14 protein-coding genes are annotated in these 19,865 nt (G+C 67.3%); 7 read left to right on the top strand and 7 right to left on the bottom strand.

What is annotated here, in order from left to right; genetic code table 11:
- Nucleotides 1-52: 52 nt before the first annotated feature.
- Nucleotides 53-1,264 (bottom strand): alpha-hydroxy acid oxidase, encoded by a 1,212-nt coding sequence (locus G1H11_RS05920; RefSeq protein WP_163816937.1) that lies wholly within the window; start codon nt 1,262-1,264, stop codon nt 53-55.
- Nucleotides 1,265-1,392: 128 nt separating this feature from the next.
- Between G1H11_RS05920 and G1H11_RS05915 the strand changes: the two genes are divergently transcribed.
- Nucleotides 1,393-2,082 carry an FCD domain-containing protein gene (locus G1H11_RS05915; protein ID WP_163816936.1) on the top strand — a complete coding sequence of 230 codons (690 nt, stop codon included), beginning with the start codon at nt 1,393-1,395 and terminating at the stop codon, nt 2,080-2,082.
- 7 nt (nt 2,083-2,089) lie between these two features.
- On the opposite strand, the gene G1H11_RS05910 is transcribed toward G1H11_RS05915, so the two are convergent.
- The 4 genes from G1H11_RS05910 to G1H11_RS05895 form a co-directional block, all read right to left on the bottom strand.
- Nucleotides 2,090-3,472: a hypothetical protein gene (locus G1H11_RS05910; RefSeq protein WP_216843482.1), complete on the bottom strand. Its 1,383-nt coding sequence runs from the start codon at nt 3,470-3,472 to the stop codon at nt 2,090-2,092.
- A gap of 6 nt (nt 3,473-3,478) precedes the next feature.
- Nucleotides 3,479-4,288, bottom strand: a complete 810-nt coding sequence (locus G1H11_RS05905) for an alpha/beta fold hydrolase (protein ID WP_163816932.1) — start codon at nt 4,286-4,288, stop codon at nt 3,479-3,481.
- Nucleotides 4,288-5,319: an SDR family NAD(P)-dependent oxidoreductase gene (locus G1H11_RS05900; protein ID WP_163816930.1), complete on the bottom strand. Its 1,032-nt coding sequence runs from the start codon at nt 5,317-5,319 to the stop codon at nt 4,288-4,290. The genes G1H11_RS05905 and G1H11_RS05900 overlap by 1 nt, the downstream gene beginning before the upstream one ends.
- A gap of 160 nt (nt 5,320-5,479) precedes the next feature.
- Nucleotides 5,480-6,499 (bottom strand): LacI family DNA-binding transcriptional regulator, encoded by a 1,020-nt coding sequence (locus G1H11_RS05895; RefSeq protein ID WP_163816928.1) that lies wholly within the window; start codon nt 6,497-6,499, stop codon nt 5,480-5,482.
- A 309-nt stretch (nt 6,500-6,808) separates the two neighbouring features.
- On the opposite strand from G1H11_RS05895, the gene rhaI reads away from it, so the two are divergent.
- From rhaI to G1H11_RS05880, 3 genes are all read left to right on the top strand, one after another.
- The gene (rhaI, locus tag G1H11_RS05890; RefSeq protein WP_163816925.1) at nt 6,809-7,975 is read left to right on the top strand and encodes an L-rhamnose isomerase; all 1,167 of its coding nucleotides are present in this window, start codon (nt 6,809-6,811) and stop codon (nt 7,973-7,975) included.
- A 132-nt stretch (nt 7,976-8,107) separates the two neighbouring features.
- Nucleotides 8,108-10,147: a bifunctional aldolase/short-chain dehydrogenase gene (locus G1H11_RS05885; protein ID WP_163816923.1), complete on the top strand. Its 2,040-nt coding sequence runs from the start codon at nt 8,108-8,110 to the stop codon at nt 10,145-10,147.
- Nucleotides 10,148-10,226: 79 nt separating this feature from the next.
- Nucleotides 10,227-11,669 (top strand): rhamnulokinase, encoded by a 1,443-nt coding sequence (locus G1H11_RS05880; RefSeq protein WP_163816921.1) that lies wholly within the window; start codon nt 10,227-10,229, stop codon nt 11,667-11,669.
- Nucleotides 11,670-11,754: 85 nt separating this feature from the next.
- On the opposite strand, the gene G1H11_RS05875 is transcribed toward G1H11_RS05880, so the two are convergent.
- On the bottom strand, nt 11,755-15,651 hold the full coding sequence (locus G1H11_RS05875) for an ABC transporter ATP-binding protein (protein ID WP_281352241.1): 3,897 nt from the start codon (nt 15,649-15,651) through the stop codon (nt 11,755-11,757).
- A 314-nt stretch (nt 15,652-15,965) separates the two neighbouring features.
- Here G1H11_RS05875 and G1H11_RS05870 point away from each other — a divergent pair, with 314 nt between their 5' ends.
- Nucleotides 15,966-16,457 carry a DUF559 domain-containing protein gene (locus tag G1H11_RS05870; RefSeq protein ID WP_163816917.1) on the top strand — a complete coding sequence of 164 codons (492 nt, stop codon included), beginning with the start codon at nt 15,966-15,968 and terminating at the stop codon, nt 16,455-16,457.
- 44 nt (nt 16,458-16,501) lie between these two features.
- On the opposite strand, the gene G1H11_RS05865 is transcribed toward G1H11_RS05870, so the two are convergent.
- Nucleotides 16,502-17,677 carry a L,D-transpeptidase family protein gene (locus tag G1H11_RS05865; protein WP_216843481.1) on the bottom strand — a complete coding sequence of 392 codons (1,176 nt, stop codon included), beginning with the start codon at nt 17,675-17,677 and terminating at the stop codon, nt 16,502-16,504.
- Nucleotides 17,678-17,928: 251 nt separating this feature from the next.
- Here G1H11_RS05865 and mshA point away from each other — a divergent pair, with 251 nt between their 5' ends.
- Complete coding sequence (mshA, locus tag G1H11_RS05860) at nt 17,929-19,233, top strand: D-inositol-3-phosphate glycosyltransferase (protein ID WP_163816915.1); 1,305 nt, start codon at nt 17,929-17,931, stop codon at nt 19,231-19,233.
- Complete coding sequence (locus tag G1H11_RS05855; RefSeq protein ID WP_216843480.1) at nt 19,230-19,712, top strand: type III secretion system chaperone family protein; 483 nt, start codon at nt 19,230-19,232, stop codon at nt 19,710-19,712. The genes mshA and G1H11_RS05855 overlap by 4 nt, the downstream gene beginning before the upstream one ends.
- Nucleotides 19,713-19,865: the final 153 nt, after the last annotated feature.

The following is a 19,865-nucleotide window of genomic DNA, read 5'->3' as shown; positions in this document are numbered from 1 at the left end:
GCTTTCATCGGCAGCCCACTGATCGAGATGGACGGATCAATCGAATCGTGGATCACGGCAGCCGCACGTGGCCAGGATCCAGCTCGCTGACGGAGCGGACGCCCAGCAATTGCATGGTCCGGACGATCTCCGTCGCGAGTATCTGTGTCGCCCGGGCCACACCACGTTCACCACCGGCCATGAGGCCGTAGAGGTAGGCGCGCCCGACCAGGCATGCGTCGGCCCCAAGGGCGAGTGCGGCCACGACGTCGGCACCGCTCATGATCCCGGTGTCGAGATAGACCTCGGTCTTGTCGCCGACAGCGGAGACGACGTCCGGCAGCAGCCGCAATGGAGTGGGCGCCCGGTCGAGCTGACGGCCGCCGTGGTTGGACAGGACGATCGCGTCGGCGCCCGCGTCGACCAGCCTGCGGGCGTCCGCCACCGTCTGCACGCCCTTGACGATGAGCGGGCCGTCCCAGATAGAACGGAGCCAGGCGAGGTCCTCGGTGGTCATGGTCGGATCAAACAGGGCGTTGAGGAGTTCGGCGACGGTGCCGTCCCATTCGGAGAGCGACGCGAAGGTCAAGGGCGCGGTGGTGAGCAGATTCATCCACCAGGCAGGATGGAGTGCGGCGTCGAGCACGGTCTTGGCCGTCAGCGACGGCGGGATCGTGAATCCGTTTCGCACGTCCCGCAGCCGCGCCCCCGCCACCGGAACGTCGACGGTGAGCATCAGCGCTTCGTATCCGGCCGCGGCCGCGCGCTTGACGAGGTCCTCACCGGCAGCGCGGTCCTTCCACACATAGAGCTGGAACCACTTGCGGGCGTGTGGGCCGGCTTCGGCGACGTCCTCGATCGACGTGGTGCCCATGGTCGAGAGGCCGTACGGGATGCCGGCACGCTCAGCGACCCGCACCACGGCGCTCTCCCCCTCGTGATTCATCATCCGGGTGAATCCGGTGGGTGCGAAGGCGAACGGCAATGCGCTCGCCTTGCCGAGCATGGTGGTGGTGGTGTCGACTTCGGCGACGTTCCGCAGTACGGAGGGCTGCAGCTCGATCTGGAGGAAGAGATTCCGGGCACGCCGGAGGCTGATCTCGGCCTCTGCCGCGCCGTCGGTGTAGTCGAACACCGACCGAGGTGTCCGGCGCTTGGCAACCTCCCGAAGGTCGGCGATGGTCAGGGCCTTCTGCAGTCGCCGTTCGGTGGGGTTGGTGGTGATCGGCTTGGTGCGGAGCAACGGCTTGAGCTCGGACCATTTCGGTATCTGGCGCTGGGTCATCTCGGGATCTCCGGCGTTGATCGGCGGCGGACGTACGTCGTGGGGATCGGTGTGGTCCTACCACACCCTAGACCCTGTGGTTGGACCACACCAAGGAGGCTCGGCATGAGGTCAGTACGGTAGCTCCTGTGAAGGCCTACGAACTCGTGCTGGAGCGACTCGAAGCGGACATCGCCGAGCAGCGATTACGCCTCGGTGATCGCCTGCCAGGTGAACGCGCCCTGGCTGAACGGCTCGGGGTGAGCCGCACGTCGGTGCGCGAGGCGATCCGGGTGCTGGAGGTGATGGGCGTCGTGCGGACGGCAGCGGGCTCCGGGCCGGATGCGGGAGCCGTGATCGTGGCCGAGCCCCGGGCGCCGTTGACGTCGACGCTGCGTCTGCACCTCGCGACGAGCCACTTGCCGATCGCGGACATCGTGCAGACCCGGATACTCCTCGAGTCGTGGGCGGTCCGCGAGGCGAGTGTGCGGGCCGACAGCGCGGCCGTGGCCGAGGCCGGTTCCTTGCTCGACGCCATGGACGACGCCGGACTGGAGCCGGAACGATTCCACGTACTCGACGCCGAGTTCCACGTGGCCCTGACCGCTCTCGCGGGGAACGTCCTCGTGTCGACGGTGATGGCCTCCCTGCGCGAGGCGATCCACGGCTACGTGATGGCGGCCGTGCCCCAGCTCGACGACTGGGACTCCGTGGCGAAAAGCCTGCGGCACGAGCACCGTGCGGTCCTCGAAGCCGTCAAGCGTGGTGACGGCGATACGGCGGCTTCGCTGGTCGCCCGTCATATCGAGGGCTTCTACTCGGCAGCGCGGCTGGAGTGACGCGTCGTCAGTGGTGGTACTCCACCGGGTAGTCGTCCTTGTGCCCGGCGAGGAATTCCTCGAGCTCGGATAGCTGCAATGGAGCCGGCAACGGGTAGCGACTGGGAATCTGTTGAGGTATCGCCTGGTCGTACCGGGCGAAATGGGAGAAGTCGAGGGGAAACTCGTCGAGGTCGACCCCCAGGGTGTTTCCGGTGCGCCTGGCGTGACCGAGCACAGCCTCCCATTGTTCCTTGCCCGGCACCCCTACCGCCTCGACGCCGTGCTGGAACAGCATGAGATAGATCTCGTCGTACGGGTCGACCGCCCGGAGGTACTCGTCCAGCGAGGCGAGGCTGGGTTCGGTGTTGAACTTCATCCAGAACGGTACGGAGCCCGTTCGCGCCGTCCAGTACGGTTCGGTCACCGCGAAGCTTGAGACAATGAGCCGGTTGGAGGGTATCCGGCGTCGTCGGTACCACCATCTGTGCAGGTCGGCGACCAGAGGGCTGGCGTCTTCGGGGTCATCGAACGACAACCGAACCACCCGGTGTCCGTGTTCGTCCGCGAAACGCTGAATGTCGTCGAGCAAGCTCGGCTCGAATCCCCATTCGGCCTCCGGGCTCTGGCCGTCGAGTTCGGGGCCCTCCCATCGGCGGACCGGCGAATCGTAGCGCCGGAGATATTCGGCGACCCGGGCGCTGCCGTGGTGATATTCGGACTCGGTGGCGCCGCCGGGCGCGCCGTGCTGAAAGACGAAGCGCTCCGCGACCTGAGTCGTCGTCCAGGTGCGGCGGCAGTCGGCGACAATGATCGTGCCGCCCGGTGGGAGCCGGTCCCGCAGAAGCTGCTCGTAGTCCTGGCCAAGGACACGCCGCTTGATGCGGAAATACGTCAGCGCCCGCACCATGAGACGGTCCTGGTTCGGGTCGTGCATGTGATGCAGCTGAATACCGGGATGCGCCTCCACCAGCCTGCGACCGTAGCGCTCACCGCGTCTCAACGCCTCTTTCGGGTCGTCCGGATGCACCTTCTGACGCACGGGAACCAGGATGGTCTGGGGCAACCAGGGGATTCCCATGGCCGCATAAAGATGGTTGAGCGCACCGTTCGAGGAGCCGATCGCGACCGCTGGATAGGTTGTGTCCGGGTACTCGTCGGCCAGCCAGTCGCCAACGGCACCGAGATCGAGCCGGTGAACACGGCGCGGGCTGATCGTCTCGGCGGCTCCGGCGGCAATGAACGCCTTCTCCCGAGTCTTCCTGGAGAACCGTCGAATCGACTGGGCAGGTCCTCGAAGGACCGGGGGATTGCCGATCGTCTCGAACGGCTCACCGCGCAGATAGTGCGCGAGCGCATTGGCCATGCCACTCGCGGAGTCGAAACCGGCCATGAAACTGGGCTGAGACATAAGCAATCACCTGCTAAGGCTGAGAACGTGGAGGGTGGCTCGACAGAACGGCAACGGATCCTCATGGGTCATCGCGTGCCGCACGCCGGGCAGGGCCGCAAGTCGGCCGCGGGGAAGTGCGTCGACGAGGGAGGTCACCCATGAACGGGTCAACATTGGATCGCGATTCCCCCAGCAGACCAAGGCCGGCTGGCGAATCTCGGGCATGCGATCTTCGAGGCGGTCCTTGAGGGCAGAGGAGAATGTGCGCCGTAGCCGCGGCAAGCCTGCACGTGCGAAATCACTTGTCTGGATCACCCGCATGCGTCCGGTGTGCATGCTCACCTCTACCGGCGCTATGGCCAACTGCCGCAGCCAGCTCCGTCGCGATTCCTGCACGGTGGGTGAGGCAAGGACCAGGTCGCGGCAACGGCCCGGGTAATGCTGGGCGACGGCGGCCGCGATCTGCGCTCCCACGGATACGCCGGTGACCACAGCGTCGCTCAATCCACGGACCGCCATCCATTGGTCCAGCACGTCGGCGTAGTCCTCGATGCTGACCGCGTCGGAGCCTTGACTTTTGCCGAAGCCCGGGAGGTCGGGTGCGTAGACGTGCCGGATCCGAGCCAGAATCCTGGCGGACGGCTCGTTGATCCGGCTGGCGATGCCGATTCCGTGCAGCATGACGACGGCTGGCAGGTGATCACCATGCGGGCCGAGCCACGTCCGGCAGTGTATGCGTACACCGTCCACCGTGTGTCGCTCCGAGCGGTGCCGCGGAACGTCAGTGGGTGCGTCGATGGTGTTGCGCAGGAGCGTCTCGGCAGCCACTGGCATCAGCGGTTTGCCCGGGCACGGATGGCGCCGCCCAGTCCTGCTCCGGCAGCACTCACAAGCGCGGCTACCGCCATACCGCGTCGAAGACGAGACCTCTCGGAGCCAGATTCCGAAGCGGTCTTCGGATCGTCGAGGGACGTCTTCTTCGATGATCTCGTCCACCCTCCGCTGATCGAACCGGTGGAATCGGCTGGCTGGAAAAGGTTCCCGTCGGATCCACCCACGGGTTCGGCGGTGAAGTGATCTTTCGGCACTTGTGCCGCCGCGGCACGCGCAGCGAAACCCGGAGCGGCTCGACGGAAACCGAGGACCATGCCCGACGAGGCCCCGACGAACGCTTCGTCCTGTGGCTTGGCGGCACACGAGACGATCGTGGCCGCGACGCGCTCGGCCGCGATGACCGGCTTCAGTGGCTTGGGTCGCCAGCCGCTGTAGTTGGCGCCGTGATCGAACAGGGGGGTGTCTATCGGCCCCGGCAGGACGGTGCACACGGCGATACCCGGCACGTCCAGCAACTCCTGACGTGCGCAATCCGAGAGTGCCCGAACGGCGTACTTACTCGCGGTGTAACTGCTCACGAGAGGCGTGGGTAGCTTGCCGACGACGGACGAGACGTTGACGATCACTCCGCTTCCCTGCTCACGCATCCAGGGAATCACCGCACGCAAGCCGTGATACGTGCCGAAGACGTTGGTCTCGATCACACGGTGCCATGAGCGCACAGGCGCCTCCTCGATCCGCCCGAAGAGCGTGACACCGGCGTTGTTGACCCAGGTGTCGATGCGTCCGAAGCGCCCTGCCGTCTCTCTTGCGATCTGCTCTACCGCGGCGGCGTCGGTCACGTCGGCGGGCAGTACGAGGACGTCGGCCCCTCTTTCACGACATTGCTGAGCCACTTCTTCGAGTGCGTGCTCGCTACGCGCGGTGATGACGACCGTGCCGCCGGCATCCGCGAACGCCAGCGCCGTCGCGCGGCCGATTCCACTGGACGCCCCCGTGACGACAACGACCGAGTTCTTGACCCTCGCCATCCGTCGGCCCGCCCTCTTTCGGTGGTGGTCGGAAAACAGCTACGCCGGCCGACGGCGTCCCCGTTCCAACTCCGGCATTGCCGGATTCCGCCGCCGTCGGCCAGCGTCGATAGTGCTGTACCCGCCGACGTGTTCGTCATGCGTGTTGGCGGACGGAGAATTAGCGAGTTCCGGAACTGGAGTCACGAACGATCAGTTCGGGCTCGAATACGACCTGCTGATGGCGATGGCCCGGGTTGGTCGTCTCGTCGAGGAGCTGTTCGGCGGCAGTGCGGCCGAGTTTCTGGCGGGGCTGGCGCACCGACGTCAACGGGACCGCCGCCGCTGCCGCGAACTCGATGTCGTCGTAGCCCACGATCGCCACGTCCTGGGGCACCCGGATGCCGGCGTGGGTGAGGGCCTGTAGCAGCCCGAGGGCAAGAAGGTCGTTGGCGCAGAACACCGCCGTGGGTCGTTCGGTGGCCGGGAGCGCGGCGATCTCGTCTCCTGCGGTGCGCCCCGCCCCCACATGAGGCGCGCTTGTGCTCAGGACGTCGATGGAGACGTCGGCCCCGAGGTCGCGGACGGCGGCGAGGGCGCCCTCGTGACGTTCCCTGATCTGCCGGAGACTGTAGGGACCGCCGAGGAAGGTGATCTTCTGATGGCCGTGGTCGATCAGGTGGGCAGCCGCCTGGCGACCTCCGAGGACGTCGTCGACCGCGACGGAGCACTCGTCGGCCGAACTCGCTTGGCGGTCGAACAGGACCACGGGGATGCCCCGTTCGCGGAGCATTGCGATCCGGCTGTCGGACTCCTGGACAGGGTTGATCAGCACTCCCTGAACCCGCATCTCGGCCAGTAGGTCGAGGTGGGATGCCTCCTTGGCGGAGTCGTCGTCGCTGTTGCACACGATGACCGCGAGACCCTCGCGATTGGCGGTCTCCTCGACGCCGCGAGCGACGTCGGTGAAGAACGGGTTGGAGATGTCGAGTACCACGAGTCCGAGAGTCCGGCTGCGACCCAGCCGAAGCTGCCGTGCGGAATCGTTCCGCACGAACTTCAGCTCCTTGATGGCCGCCTGGACCCGTTCCCGGGTGTGAGAGGTGACCAGTTCGGGACGGTTCAAGACATTGGACACCGTCCCGACCGATACGCCCGCGAGTTCGGCTACCTGCCGGATGTTCGGGGCAGGTCGGACCATGGACAAGCCTTTCACGAATGGGCTGGGCGCGTGGTCGGCGCTCTTATGGGCCTGATCGTACGTGATGGATGAACGTGTGCCGGCCCTTCGGGCATGGCGCCCATCTGTGCGTGGCGTCCCATCCGGGACGGGATGGCCCCTGGCGGCCCGCCGACGCATCCGATACAGTGCTTTGAAACGTCTCAGAGTGATGTGTGAGCACGATGGGCGCCATCCCCGGACGCCGGCGAGAACTGCCCCGGCGAGGGGTACGTGCCGAGTGCGCCAGGTGCTGACCTCGGCGGATCAACAGAAGGAGCGTGACGTCGGATGAGCGATCACAGTGCGATAACCGCGGGAATCCGCGGCCTGGGAGTGGAGACGGCCTCGTGGGCCTACGCGAACTCGGGCACCCGGTTCAAGGTCTTCGCGCAGCCAGGGGTTCCACGCGACCCATTCGAGAAGATCGACGACGCGGCCGTGGTGCACCGTCTGACCGGGGCAGCTCCCACTGTCGCGCTGCACATCCCCTGGGACAAGGTGGACGACTACGACCGGCTGGCCAAGCACGCCGAGGCGCAGGGCGTGCGGATCGGCGCGATCAACTCCAACGTATTCCAGGATGACGATTACAAGCTCGGCAGTGTGTGCAGCCCCGATCCGGTGGTCCGGCGCAAGGCGACGGATCACCTGCTCGAATGTATCGACATCATGGACGCCACTGGTTCGGACACTCTGAAGCTCTGGTTCGCCGACGGAACCAACTACCCAGGTCAGGACAGTATCCGGGCACGTCAGGACCGGCTAGCCGAAGCCTTGCGCGAGACCTACGCGCGGCTCGGCGACGGTCAGCGCATGCTGCTGGAGTACAAGCTCTTCGAGCCGTCCTTCTACACGATGGACGTGCCGGATTGGGGCACGTCGTATGCGCACTGCCTGGAGCTGGGGCCTAGAGCGCAGGTGGTCATCGACACCGGGCATCATGCGCCGGGGACCAACATCGAGTTCATCGTCGCGTTCCTTCTCCGCGCACACAAGCTCGGCGGCTTCGACTTCAACTCCCGCTTCTACGCCGACGACGACCTCATGGTCGGCGCGGCCGATCCGTTCCAGCTGTTCCGGATCATGCACGAGATCGTCAGCGTCGGTGCGCACACACCGCAGGCTGGTATCGCGTTCATGCTCGACCAATGTCACAACATCGAGGCGAAGATCCCCGCGATCATCCGCTCGGTGCTCAACGTCCAGGAGATGACCGCGAAGGCGCTCATGCTGGACAACACCGCGCTGGCCGCCGCGCAGGGCAGCGGCGACGTCCTCGCGGCCAACCAGATCTTCATGGACGCCTTCTACACCGACGTCCGCCCGATGCTGGCGAGTCTACGTGAGGAGGACGGGCGCGACCCGGACCCGATGGCCGCGTACCACCGCTCCGGCTATGCCGAGACGATCGCGGCGGAGCGGGCCGGGGGAGAGCAGGCCGGGTGGGGTGCGTGAGTCCGGCCCGGTCAGCCAAGTCCGCGGCGTGGATGCGAGCCCGAGCGGCGACGATGCGTAGCGGCGTGCGTGTAGTGCGGTGCAGGAACGCATGAGAGCAATCTGTGAGCATCTGGCTGAGGAGATGACGACATGACCACCCATTCCGAGGTGCAGGCCCTACTGGAGCGGAGCAACCGGCTCGGGTCGGACCCGCGGAACACCAACTACGCCGGAGGCAACACGTCGGCGAAGGGGTCGGAGACCGATCCCGTGACGGGTGCGCCGGTGGATCTCCTGTGGGTCAAGGGATCCGGTGGAGACCTGGGGACGTTGCGCGAGCAGGGTCTCGCGGTGCTGCGCCTGGACCGGATGCGGGCGCTCGTCGACGTCTATCCCGGAGTCGAGCGCGAGGACGAGATGGTCGCGGCGTTCGACTTCTGCCTGCATGGCAAGGGCGGCGCAGCGCCGTCCATCGACACCGCCATGCACGGTCTGGTCGACGCGACGCACGTCGATCACCTTCACCCCGACTCGGGGATCGCACTGGCCACCGCCGCAGACGGCGAGGCGCTGACCAAGGAGTGCTTCGGCGATCGTGTGGTGTGGGTGCCGTGGCGGCGTCCCGGATTCCAGCTCGGCCTGGACATCGCCGCCATCAAGGCGGCGAACCCCCAGGCCATCGGGTGCATCCTGGGGGGTCACGGCATCACCGCATGGGGATCCAGCAGCGCGGAGTGCGAGGCGCGGTCGCTCGAGATCATCCAGACCGCCGAACGCTTCCTCACCGAACGGGGAGCTGACGAGCCGTTCGGTGGCGTCGTCTCTGGGTTCGAGCCGCTGCCGGAGGATGCACGCCGGGAACGCGCCGCCGCCCTCGCACCGATCGTGCGTGGTCTGGCGTCGACCGACAAGCCACAGGTGGGGCACTTCACCGACTCCGACGTGGTGCTAAAGTTCCTGGCCCGGGAGAAGCTGGCACCGTTGGCGGCCCTGGGCACGTCATGTCCTGACCATTTCCTCCGTACCAAGGTGCGGCCTTTGGTCCTGGACCTGCCGGCGACGTCGTCCCTGGAGGAGAGCGTGGACCGGCTCAAGGACCTGCATGCCGCTTACCGCGAGGACTACGAGGCCTACTACAACCGGCACGCCACCGCGGACAGCCCACCCATGCGCGGCGCCGACCCCGCGATCGTGCTGGTGCCCGGCATCGGCATGTTCAGCTTCGGCAAGGACAAGCAGACAGCTCGGGTGGCCGGTGAGTTCTACGTCAACGCCATCAATGTCATGCGCGGGGCGGAGGCGGTGTCGAGCTATGCACCGATCGCCGAGAGCGAGAAATTCCGGATCGAGTACTGGGCTCTGGAAGAGGCCAAGCTGCAGCGCATGCCGAAGCCCAAGCCCCTGGCTTCGCGGGTGGCACTGGTCACGGGTGCCGGGTCCGGCATCGGCAAGGCCATCGCCCAGCGCCTGGCGGCCGAGGGCGTGTGCGTCGTCGTCGCCGATCTGAACGCTGAAGCGGCCGCCACGGCGGCGGCTGAGATCGGCAGCACCGACGTCGCCATCCCCGTGACCGTGGACGTCACCGACGAGGAACAGATCGCGGCATCGTTCCGGGAGGCGGTGCTGGCGTTCGGCGGCGTGGACCTGGTCGTCAACAACGCCGGACTCTCGATCTCCAAGCCGCTGCTCGAGACCACCGTCGCGGACTGGGATCTGCAGCACGACGTGATGGCGCGCGGCTCCTTCCTGGTCTCCCGGGAAGCCGCGCGAGTCATGATCGACCAGCAACTCGGCGGTGACATCATCTACATCGCCAGCAAGAACGGTGTCTTCGCCGGACCCAACAACATCGCGTACGGCGCAACCAAGGCCGACCAGGCGCACCAGGTGCGCCTCCTGGCGGCCGAGCTCGGGGAACACGGCATCCGGGTCAACGGCGTGAATCCGGACGGCGTGGTCCGCGGCTCCGGGATCTTCGCCGGTGGCTGGGGCGCCAAGCGCGCGGCCGTGTACGGCGTCCCGGAGGAGGAGCTGGGCGCGTTCTACGCGCAGCGCACGCTGCTCAAGCAGGAGGTTCTGCCGGAACACGTCGCCAACGCGGTCTTCGCGCTGACGGCCGGCGACCTCAGCCACACCACAGGGTTGCACATTCCGGTCGACGCCGGGGTTGCCGCCGCCTTCCTCAGGTAGGGATTCGCAGCGTCCTGCACAGGGTGGCCCCTGGCGCTCGTTGTGCAGGACGCAAGAAACGAAGAGCTGGAGTTGAGGGATGAGCGAGACGTTCACGGCGGCCGCGGTCGACCTCGGCGCGTCCAGCGGCAGAGTGGTGCTGGGCAGGATCGGGACCGACCAGCTGGATGCCGAGGTGGTGCACCGCTTCGCCAATGAGCCGAAACGTGACGGCATGCTCAGGTGGGACATCGACGCGCTGCTCGGCGGTGCCGTGGAGGGGCTCGCGACGGCGCTCGCGGCGGACCGCTCGCTGGAGTCGGTGGGCATCGACTCCTGGGCCGTCGACTACGGGTTGCTCGATGCCGGCGGCCGGCTGATCGGCGCCCCGGTGCACTACCGAGACTCCCGGACCGACGGGATCATGGAGTCGGTTCGGTCACGGCTGGGCGACGAGCGGATCTATGGCACCACCGGCCTGCAGTTCCTCCCGTTCAACACGGTCTACCAGCTGCTCGCCGAGGACGCCGGCCGGTTGCGCCGTGCGGCCACTCTCCTGATGATCCCCGACCTGCTCACCCATGCCCTGACCGGCGCCGTCGGCGCGGAGCGCACGAACGCCTCCACGACGCAGATGTACGACGTCTCACGCGGCGCGTGGGCGACCGAGCTTCTGGACGAGCTGGACCTTCCCTCCCAGATCCTGCCGGAGATCCATGAGCCCGCCAGCGAGCGGGGCGCGCTGTTGTCACACATCAAGGAGCGGGTCGGCGACGACGGCCGCATCCGGGTACGTGCGGTCGCGTCGCATGACACCGCGTCCGCCGTGGCGGCGGTGCCTGCCATTGACGAGAACTTCGCCTACATCTCGTGCGGCACATGGTCGCTCGTCGGCGTCGAGCTGGACCGGCCGGTGCTCAGCCACGAGAGCGCGGCGGCCAACTTCACCAACGAGATCGGAGTCGACGGCACGGTGCGCTATCTGCGCAACGTGATGGGTCTGTGGCCGCTGCAGGAATGCCTGCGCGAGTGGGCGGCAGAAGGCGACCGGGTGGACCTGGGCGAACTTCTCGACGCCGCAGTCCGCGAGCCCGCGCTGCGCAGCGTCATCGATGCCGAGTCGTCGGAGCTACTTGCGCCCGGTGAGATGGTGAGCAGGATCCGGAAGCTGTGCGCGAGGGCGGGGCAGCAGGTGCCGGTGACCAAGCCCGCGATCACCCGGTGCATCCTCGACAGCCTGGCGATCGGGCACGCCCGCACCGTTCAGGACGCCGTGCGGTTATCCGGGCACCGGGCCGGCGTGATCCACCTTGTGGGCGGCGGCGCGCAGAACCGGCTGCTGGCTCAGCTCACCGCCGACGCGTCGGGCCTTCCCGTGCTCGCCGGGCCGGTCGAGGCGACCGCCCTGGGGAACCTCGTCGTACAGGCCCGAGCGGCCGGAGCCCTCGGCAGCCAGGCTGATGCCCGCGCGCTGATCGCCGCGACCCAGCCCGTGGAGCGTTTTGACCCGCGCGGCGACATCGACTGGTCACCCTGGCTGTAGGCGGGACAGTTGACCTCTCGCGCCGATCATGGGCAGACGTGCCCGTGCGGGGACACGTGCCCATGATCAACACGAGGGTTGGACGTCAGCTGGCGGGTTCCAGGACACGGGCGACGTAGTCCGGTGCCGGCTCGTCGCCCGCGACCTTCCCGTCCGCGACCACGATCACGCGGTCCACCCAATGGAGGGACTGCGGCCGGTGGGTCACCACCAGCGTCGTCCGACCCGCCGAGGCGACTCGCATGGCCTGGTTGACCTTGCGCTCGCTGGCCAGGTCCAGGTTGGACGTCGCCTCGTCCAGGATCAGGATGGACGGGTCGTGCAGCAATGCGCGGGCCAGGCACACCAGCTGCCGCTGTCCGGCTGACAGGGAGCGTCCCCGCTCGGCCACCACGTGGTGGTACCCACCGGGCAACCGCTCGATGAACTCGTGCGCTCCCACCGCCCGCGCCGCGGCCTCGACCTCGGCGTCGGTGGCGTCCGGCTTGGCATAGGCGATGTTGTCCCGCACGGTCCGGGAGAACAGGAACGGCTCCTGTGGAACGTAGCCCAGGTGGCTGCGGTAACTCGTGAGGTCCACGTTGCGCAGCGGACGGCCGTCCACCAGCACATCGCCGGCGGTCGGGTCGTAGAAGCGCGCGATGAGCTTCGACAACGTCGATTTCCCCGCCCCGGTCCGGCCGACGAATGCCACCCGTTCACCCGGCGGGATGTGCAGGTCCACGTCGCGGATAGCGTCCACCGAAGTGCCGGCGTAGCGCAGCCGCACCCGGTGGAACCGGATGTCCCCGTGAATGCTCTGCACCTGTTCGGCGTCGGGACCGACCGGGGTCGACGTCTCCAGCGCCAGAAGCCGCCGGACCCGGACCAGCCCCGTGCGTGCCCGCTGATAGACGTCGAACACCTGGGACAGCTGCTGGACCGGAGCGAACACCTGGGCCAAGTACAGCAGGAACGCGATGAGCGTACCCAGGGCCAGCGTCCCCGCCTCGATGCGCATCGCGCCCACGCCCAGGACTGCGGCGATCGCCAGCACGGAGAGCAGCTCGATGCTCGCCACGTAGACGGAGGTGGCGAAGTGTCCTCGTAGGCTCGCGTCGACGTAGCGGCTGCCCAGCGCAGCGAACCGGCTGAGGTTGACGGCCTCGCGGAGGTAGGCATGGGTGACCCGGATCCCGGCCATGCTCTCCTGGATATTGGCGTTGATGAGGGACAGCTGTTCGCGCGCGTTGTCGTAGGCAGTGAACGCGCGCTTGCGGTACCACCAGGTGCTGAGCGCGGTGAACGGGATCACACCGAGAACGATCAGCGCGAGCATCGGGTCGAGGACGACCACGACGATGGACATGCCGGCGAAGGTAGTCAGGCTGACGACCGTGTTGATCAGCCCGACCTGGAACAGCTGGGCGATGGCGTCCACGTCGGACGTCATCCGGGTCATGATCCGGCCGGCCTGGGTGCGGTCGTAGTAGTCGATCCCGAGGCGCTGGAGCTGGCCGAAGATTCTGACCCGGAGCGCCAGTAGGAGCCGTTCGGTACTCCGTGCCGTCCACAGTAGGCCGGAGCGCTGGTCCCACCAGAGAGCGACGACGAGGACGGTCGCGATGGCGCAGATGGTGAGCAGTACGGGCATCGAGCCCGCGAGCATTCCGTCGTCGACCGCCCGGCGCACCAGCATGGGATTGGCCAGGACGATGAGTGCTTCCAGGACGACGAGCGCCAGACCCACCAGCAGGCCACCCATGTAGGGGCGGATGAACGATGCAAGCCGCAGCGGACCCTGCGTACCGCCCTCGCTCGCGAAATCGACGGCGGGCGGGTCCTTCGGCGGCGGGAGCGCCGAGATTTGTGCGGCGACCGGGGCGGGAATCGCCATGCCGGAGGATGGCAAGTGACCGGTCGCGTCCTGGCGTGACTCCCAGGCGGACGCCGTCGCCTCGAATCGGCCCGTGCGCGCCTGTCCCATCAGGCCCGTCGTGCCGTCGTCAGGCGCGTCCATCCCGTCGCCGAACAGATCGCGATAGAGCGGGGACCGGCTAAGCAGCTCCTCGTGGCTGCCCTGGTCTACCACCCGGCCGTCGTCCACCAGGACCACCCGGTCAGCTAGGCGCAACGTGGACTCGCGGTATGCCACGAGGAGCACGGTACGTCGATCCAGGAACGGCTTCAGATTCGCGTGGATGCGTTCTTCGACCTTCACGTCGACCGACGACGTGGCGTCGTCGAGCAGCAGGATGTCCGGCTCGGCGAGCAGAGCCCGCGCCAGGGCGACGCGCTGGCGCTGACCCCCGGAGAGGGTGATGCCTTCCTCGCCCACCACGGTGTCGTAGCCCTCGGAGAGAAGTTCGATGAACTCGTCGGCGGCAGCCGCCTTGGCGGCGGCCCGGATCTCTTCCGGGGTGGCGTCCGGCCTGCCATAGGCGATGTTCGCCGCGATGGTGTCCGAGAAGAGGAAGCTGTTCTCGAAGACCACGCCGATACGGCTGCGGAGCAAGGGAAGCGACCAGCGGCGCACGTCGATGCCGTCGACGGTCACCGTTCCGGCGTCGGTGTCGAAGAATCGCGGCAGCATGGTGAGTGCCGTTGACTTTCCGCAGCCTGATGGGCCCACCAGGGCGACCGTTTCCCCAGCGCTCACGTCGAGTGAGAACCCGCGCAGCACCTGGTGGCCGTCGCCGTCGGCGTAGGCGAAGCGCACCTGATGGAACGAGATGGAACCGCCGTCCTGGCGGACATCCACGGGACGCAGCGGTTCAGTGATCTCCGGTTCCAGGTCGAGGAGCTCGCCGACACGCTCGGTCGCGGCGCGGCACATCGGCGCGTTGGTCAGCACCATGCCGGCGACGCGGGCGACCCCGACCAGCTCGGCGAGATACCCCGTGCAGGCCAGGAAGACACCGATGGTGAGGTGGCCGTTGAGAACGAGCATGCCGCCGACGAGCAGGACGAGCACCTGGCCGGCCAGCGGCGAACCTTGGAGCGACGCCATGAACGGGGCGCGCAGCCGGACCGCCCGCACTCGGGCGGCGAACATGTCGAGCAGGGAACCGTGTAGCCGCGACGTCTCGGCCGGTTGCTGGCCGAACGCGCGAACGACCCGGACGCCGGTGACCGCCTCCTCGACTCGCGTGGTCATCTCGGCCTCGCGCTGCTGAGCGTCCCAACCGGCGGCGTAGACCTTGCGGCGCTGCCGGTTGGTCACCGTGAAGACCGCCGCGATCACGGCGATGACGAGCGCCGAGAGCACCGGGGACAGGGTGAACATGATCGCGACCGCCAGGGTGGCGGACAACAGCGATCCAGCGACTTGCGGAATCCAGCTCAGCAGCATGTGCACGTAGCGCAGGTCGCTGCTGATCCGGGAGACGAGCTGGCCGCTCTGGAGCTGCGAATGACCGGTGAAGTCCAGACGCTGCAATGTGTCGTAGACGTCGCGGCGAAGATCGTCCTGGACACGGAACGCGGTCTTGCCGCCGATGTAGCGCCAGCCACAGGAGAGCAGGAAACGGGCGAGCGCCAGTCCAACCAGCAGGATGAGCATCGGCATGAGCGCCGCGCTGCCGTCGATGATGGCGTGGTCGATCACCCGGCCCTGGGTGACGGGAACGGCCGCGACGGCGCCGGCCCACAGCAAGGCCAGGAGAATCGAGATTGTCAGGGTCGGTTTGTGTCTGGCCAGGTAGGGGGCCAGCCGCCGGAATGTACCCGGCGGATCAGCTGGTGGCCGGGTACCGGACGAGTACTGCGCTGACCCCTGGACCGTGCTCAGCGCAGACTGAGGCCCGGGTACGGAGCGGGAACGATCTGACGTGGTGTCTGACTCAGTGGTTCCGCCGACCGCGGCGGTGGCGGGGGCCGCGGGATCTGACGCGGCAGCGGACGGAGAGTTGTGATCTGACGGGCTTGAAGGGCTGGACGAGGTGCGGGAAGGCACAGCAGTCTCCGGCAATGAAATGTGTACGGGCGTGACGTGTCCGGACATGGACCGTTATGGATTCTACCGGCTTCCCGCTGTTCCCGCCCCCTAATTCTTGCCCCTGGCATGGGTTAAGGTCGCTGTGCCGCCCGAATTGTCCGTTTCTAGCGACCTTAACCCATGCGGAGCACCGGCCTGTGGATAACGGACTTTGCGAGAACAACCGCCACGCCGAGGCTGTCCGTTATGGACGGAGTCCCTCCCGTATTCAATCGTCGCGAAGCGGCGTCGGTCGGCATGACGCCGTCCTTCCTCAAGCATCAGATTTCGGTTGGCGTGATCGTAGGTGTCCGCCGTGGTGTGTACGTTCGCCGGGAATTATGGAGGCGGCTGAGCGGGGTGACGTCTCGATGCATGCCCTGGAGGTGGCGGCCGCCATGTCCTCGCTCGAGTCACGGACCTACGCGAGCCATGAGTCCTTCGTTCTGTTCCTGAGTCGCGGCCTGGCGGCCCCTGAGTGCAATCCATGGGTGGTGGGACAGGGTGTGGGAGGGGTGCGGTCCGACTTTCTCTGGCGAGCACATCGCGTCGTCGGCGAGGTTGACGGCGAGATCAAGTACCTAGACCCCTATCGCGATGCCAGCGACACGCTCTTGGCCGAGAAGCGGCGACAGGAACGTATCGAGGATGAGGACTACGTGGTGGTCCGGTGGAACGGGCGGGAGGTGCGTCGTGAGCCGGATGCGGTGATAGAGCGGATTCTTCGTGCCTCTATGCGTGCTCACCGGATGTACGGCGCGCCCCTGTTGCGATGCGACCCTGCCGCTATACCTGACCTCGGTGGTACTCCGCATGGGTTGAGGTCGCGCTGACACCCGAAATGTCCGTTTTCAGCGACCCTAACCCATGCCAGGGGCTAGGACCAGAAGACGACGACCTTGTCGCCGACCTTGACCTGGTCGAATAGCGACGCGATCGCGCCCTTGTCCCGTACGTTCACGCATCCGTGCGACGCGCCGTTGTACCCGTTCGCCGCGAAGTCGGGCGAGTAGTGGATAGCTTGCCCACCGCTGAAGAACATCGCGTACGGCATCGGCGTGTCGTAGAGCGAGGACACATGATCACGCGACTTCCAGCCCACGCTGAACGTTCCCTCTCTGGTGGGCGTCAATTCGGAGCCGAAACGCACGTCGAGCGTCATCTTGATGTTGCCGTCGACCATCCAGCGCAGGGAATTCGTGGACTTGTCGATGCACAGCACCCGGCCGGTGGCGCACTCCGGGTGAGGTGCGGAACCGACGTCGCCGGAGTCATCGTCCTCGTCCGGTTCGGGCTCGCGGTTGTGGAGCTCGTCGTCGGTGGGCTGGCGGGTCATGCCGACGAGACGGTCCCAGGTCTCCTGGTCGACGGCGCCTGTCTCAGGGAGACCCCGCTTGGCCTGGAATCCTGCGACGGACTGCCTGGTGACGTCGCCGTAGTTCGGCGTGACTTCGCCGGAGAACCACGCGATCTGCTTCAGTCGAGCCTGGAGCTCGCGCACCTTGTCGCCGCTGTCTCCGGGCTTGAGGATCGGCGGCCCGGCAACGATGCGGTTGTGGAGCTCGTCGTCGGTGGGTTCCCGGGTCATGTCGACGAGCCGATCCCACGTCTCCTGATCCACCTTGCCGGTGTCGGGAAGGCCCCGCTTCGCCTGGAATCCCTCGACGGCCTCGACGGTGATGTCGTCGTAGGCGCCCGTGATGTCCGGCGCGTACCAGTCGATCTGCTTCAGCCGGGCCTGCAGCTCACGCACGTCGTCGCCGTCGTCGCCGCTGGCCATGAGCGCCTTGGGCGTCGGAGTATCGGTGGGCGTGGGTGTGGGCGTCTTGGTGGGGGACGGAGCGACGTCGGTCGCCGCGCCACCTGCCGGTGTCGGAGTGGTGGTCGGTGTCTGCAGGCTCGGGCTCGACGGAGCACTCGACGCCTCCGTCGAGGTCCCGGATGCGGCATCGTCGTCATCACCCAGCATGGTCAGGCCATAGGCACCCCCCGCGCCTATGGCGATGACCGCCAGGATGGCGACGATGGTGCTCGTCAGTTTCTTCCCGCGCACGAACCCTCTTCCCTTCACACGGACGCGGCGCCGTCTGCGCCGTCCCCCACTCCGAATGACGCCCATCGTGCCGATCTGGTTGCAAGGATTGAACCAGAGAAATCGTCACAAGTTGAACTCAAAACTACTGAGTCGCTGTGTGATCGACAAAGCCGCTCCATTCGGCGGGCCCTCATCGCGCTGACCGGGTCGGAAGAGACGACGATGTTGCCGCGTTGCAGAAAAGGTCAGCGAGGTTTCGGCGAAGGGGTATGTGGACGGTGTCAGGTTCCGCTCGCGCTACGACGCCCCGGCGAGTCGCCATGCTCAGCGTGCACACGTCCCCACTCGACCAGCCGGGCACGGGCGACGCCGGAGGCATGAACGTCTACGTGGCGGAACTCGCCAAGCAGCTCGCCCGGCTGGACGTCGAGGTGGAGATCTTCACCCGCGCCACCACCTCCGAGCTTCCGCCGGTCGTGGAAGTGGCGCCGGGCGTGCACGTGCGGCACGTGATGGCCGGTCCGTACGGCGACCTCAGCAAGGCCGACCTCGCCGCCCAGCTGTGCGCGTTCGCCACTGGTGTCTTGCGAGCCGAGGCGGGCCGGAAACCTGGCTGGTACGACGTCGTCCACTCGCATTATTGGCTGTCCGGCCAGGTGGGATGGCTGGCGACCGACCGGTGGGGCGTGCCCCTCGTTCATTCGATGCATACCATGGCCAAGGTCAAGAATCTCGCCCTAGCCGCGGGCGACGTCCCTGAGCCACGCGCTCGTGAGGTCGGCGAGGAGCAGGTGGTCGATGCCGCGCACCGGATCGTGGCGAACACCGACGACGAGGCTCGTCAGCTGAGCGTGCTCTACGGGGCGGACCCGGACAAGGTCGCCACCGTGCGCCCCGGTGTGGATCTTTCGGTGTTCACGCCGGGTTCCCGCCGCGCGGCCAGGGCGGCGCTCGGTCTCGGTCACGACGACGTCGTGCTCCTGTTCGCCGGCCGGATCCAGCCGTTGAAGGCGCCCGATGTCCTGGTTCGCGCCGCGGCCAGACTTGTCGCCGAGGCGCCGGCGCTGCGGACGCGACTGGTCGTGCCGATCGTCGGCGGGCCGTCGGGAACCGGTATGGATCGCCCCGGCGAGCTGATGCGGCTCGCCCGGGAATTGCGTGTCGACGACGTGGTCGAGTTCTACCCGCCGGTGGACCAGCCCACGCTCGCGCAGTGGTATCGGGCGGCCGACCTCACGGTGGTGCCGTCGTACAGCGAGTCGTTCGGGCTCGTGGCGCTCGAATCCCAGGCCTGCGGTACCCCTGTGGTCGCCTCCGCCGTCGGTGGGTTGCGCACCGCGGTGCGCGATGACCATTCCGGGCTGCTGGTCGACGGCCACGATCCGGTCGTCTGGTCGCGTGCACTCGGCTCGCTCGTCACCGACGCCGCCCGGTTGCGGCGGTTGCGTGCCGGCGCGGCCCGGCATGCGGCGTCGTTCGGGTGGGAGACCACGGCGGCCCGTACGCTCGAGGTCTATGCCGAAGCATGTGAACGACGACGCGCCCAGCTGTTCGCCGAGGTGATGTGCCCGTGACCGAGAACGTCATCCGCGAGTACCTGGCCTCGTGCGGCCAGACGTGGGAAGAGACCGCCCCGGGCACGTTCACCGTGGACTTGCCGGGAGAGGCCAAGCTCAAGACCACCTGCCACCTGGCGGTCAAGGCGCAGGGCCTGGCGGTCAGCGCTTTTGTTGCGCGCCGACCCGACGAGAACCACGAGCGCGTCCACCGCTGGCTTCTCGAGCGAAACGCCAAGCTGCGCGGCGTTGCGTTCACCGTCGACCAGTCCGGCGACATCTATCTAGTAGGACGGCTGCCCTTGGTGGCGGTGACGGAGCAGGAGCTGGACCGGCTGCTGGGCACAGTGCTCGACACCGCCGACTCGTCGTTCAACACCATCCTCGAGCTGGGATTCGCGGCCTCCATCCGGCGCGAGTGGGCGTGGAGGCTGGAGCGCGGCGAGTCCACCCGTAACCTCGCCGCCTTCGAACACCTCCGCCCCGACGTGGGGTAATCCCACCCCAACCAAGCGAGGTCGGGCCGAGGACAGAACAGAGGCGCGTCACCTCGGGAGCTGTGGGGCGGGAGTGCGGTCTTCGGGCACTTTAAGAGCCCTCCGTGGCATGCTTCACCGCCACGGAGCGCGACGCCCGAAGACCGCACTCCC

It is taken from the genome of Phytoactinopolyspora alkaliphila, assembly GCF_010550695.1.
In the GTDB taxonomy this organism is placed as follows: domain Bacteria; phylum Actinomycetota; class Actinomycetes; order Jiangellales; family Jiangellaceae; genus Phytoactinopolyspora; species Phytoactinopolyspora alkaliphila.
The sequence above is the reverse complement of the archived record's forward strand: the minus strand, read 5'-3'. Positions and strand labels throughout refer to the sequence as shown.

Excerpts from the sequence above, each read along its gene's own strand:
- G1H11_RS05920 (WP_163816937.1), bottom strand. The coding sequence starts at position 1,264 with ATGACCCAGCGCCAGATACCGAAATGGTCCGAGCTCAAGCCGTTGCTC.
- G1H11_RS05905 (WP_163816932.1), bottom strand. The coding sequence starts at position 4,288 with ATGCCAGTGGCTGCCGAGACGCTCCTGCGCAACACCATCGACGCACCC.
- G1H11_RS05870 (WP_163816917.1), top strand. The coding sequence starts at position 15,966 with ATGGAGGCGGCTGAGCGGGGTGACGTCTCGATGCATGCCCTGGAGGTG.
- mshA (WP_163816915.1), top strand. The coding sequence starts at position 17,929 with ATGTGGACGGTGTCAGGTTCCGCTCGCGCTACGACGCCCCGGCGAGTC.
- G1H11_RS05895 (WP_163816928.1), bottom strand. The coding sequence starts at position 6,499 with ATGGTCCGACCTGCCCCGAACATCCGGCAGGTAGCCGAACTCGCGGGC.
- G1H11_RS05875 (WP_281352241.1), bottom strand. The coding sequence starts at position 15,651 with ATGTCCGGACACGTCACGCCCGTACACATTTCATTGCCGGAGACTGCT.
- G1H11_RS05910 (WP_216843482.1), bottom strand. The coding sequence starts at position 3,472 with ATGTCTCAGCCCAGTTTCATGGCCGGTTTCGACTCCGCGAGTGGCATG.
- G1H11_RS05880 (WP_163816921.1), top strand. The coding sequence starts at position 10,227 with ATGAGCGAGACGTTCACGGCGGCCGCGGTCGACCTCGGCGCGTCCAGC.
- G1H11_RS05885 (WP_163816923.1), top strand. The coding sequence starts at position 8,108 with ATGACCACCCATTCCGAGGTGCAGGCCCTACTGGAGCGGAGCAACCGG.
- rhaI (WP_163816925.1), top strand. The coding sequence starts at position 6,809 with ATGAGCGATCACAGTGCGATAACCGCGGGAATCCGCGGCCTGGGAGTG.
- G1H11_RS05900 (WP_163816930.1), bottom strand. The coding sequence starts at position 5,319 with ATGGCGAGGGTCAAGAACTCGGTCGTTGTCGTCACGGGGGCGTCCAGT.